Source organism: Buchananella hordeovulneris, from assembly GCF_001907235.1.
Lineage (GTDB): Bacteria > Actinomycetota > Actinomycetes > Actinomycetales > Actinomycetaceae > Buchananella > Buchananella hordeovulneris.
Map to the genome: position 1 here is coordinate 1 of NZ_MQVS01000028.1, position 1,235 is coordinate 1,235.

General features: G+C 57.7%; 2 protein-coding genes. Both read right to left on the reverse strand.

The features are described from left to right. On the reverse strand, window positions 1-870 hold an 870-nt coding region (locus BSZ40_RS11785), incomplete at its 3' end, for an IS3 family transposase (RefSeq protein ID WP_245794040.1). A gap of 11 nt (window positions 871-881) precedes the next feature. Continuing rightward, complete coding sequence (locus tag BSZ40_RS11160) at window positions 882-1,202, reverse strand: transposase (protein WP_073826468.1); 321 nt, start codon at window positions 1,200-1,202, stop codon at window positions 882-884. Window positions 1,203-1,235 lie beyond the last annotated feature (33 nt).

Sequence of the window (1,235 nt, forward strand, 5' to 3'; positions counted from 1 at the left end):
AAACCCAGGACGCTTCAGTTCCCAGGTTGCTTGTGGGGTGTGGTAGTCCAGGGTCGCGTGGGCGCGGTGTTGGTTGTAATGGTTGATCCACACGGCGACTTGATGACGGGTGGCCAGGTCGCTTCCTAGCGTGTGGGCCTGGGCGAATTCTTGTTTGAAGTGGGAGAAAAACGCTTCGGCTACCGCATTGTCGTAGCAGATTCCAGCCCTGCCCATAGATTGTGCAATCCCGTGACTAGCGCAAAAAGCGCGCATTTCCTGGCTGGCGTATTGGGTGTCATGGTCGGAGAGGAAGAAAGCACCCGGCCCGACCCCATTAGCCAACGCGTTTTCCAAGGCGCTGACCACCAGGCTGGCACGCATATGCCTATCCACTTTCCATCCCAGTACTTTACGGGTAGCCAGATCAATAGTGGCAGCCAGGTAAAACCAGCCGGCAGCAGTACGTATATACGTAATATCTCCGACCAGTGCTTTGCCCGGCTGGTAGGCATCGGGATGGAAGTTGCCTGCCGCCAAGTCACAGATCCCCTCCCGGTGGCCAGACGCAGCGGGCACGGTGGTGGTGACGCGGGGAGTCTTGCGCCACTTGGCTGTCAGTCCCTGCTCGCGCATGATCCGCCCGACCAGCTTCACGCTGCAGGCCCACCCGGCCAGGGCTAGCACGCCACGGATCTTGCGGGCCCCAGCAAACCCGCGGTGAGCGTCAAACACTTCCCGCACCCGTCCACCTAGTACTTGGCGCCGCTGCGCCCAAGAATTAGGGCCAGTGCCTCTTATCTTCCATTCATAATATGACGAGCGGGCAACTTGGAGCATACGACACATCCACACGGTCGGATAATTGCCTTCTTCGCCCGAAATGAACACGAACTTGTCAACTAGTCGTGCCCCCGGGCATCGAGGGCCGCGGCTTTTTTCAAGAACTCGTTCTCCATACGCAAACGCCGTAACTCGGCTTGATCGCGTTGCCAAGCCTCTCGCTCGGAAAGACCCAAACTCTTTTCTTCCTCCGGATGCTCCAGCCGCCATTGCGCCACCCAAGAACCCAACGTTCCCTCATGAATGCCAAGCTCCCGCGCAGTCGAAGCAATCGACTTACCTAACTCGACCACCATCGCCACCGCATCAACCTTAAAATCAGCAGAATACCGCTTACGCGGCCTTCCCCTCAAAAACCAGACATCAAAAATCCTCCTCAATCAACCACCTGTCCACAAACCAGCATGCACCTC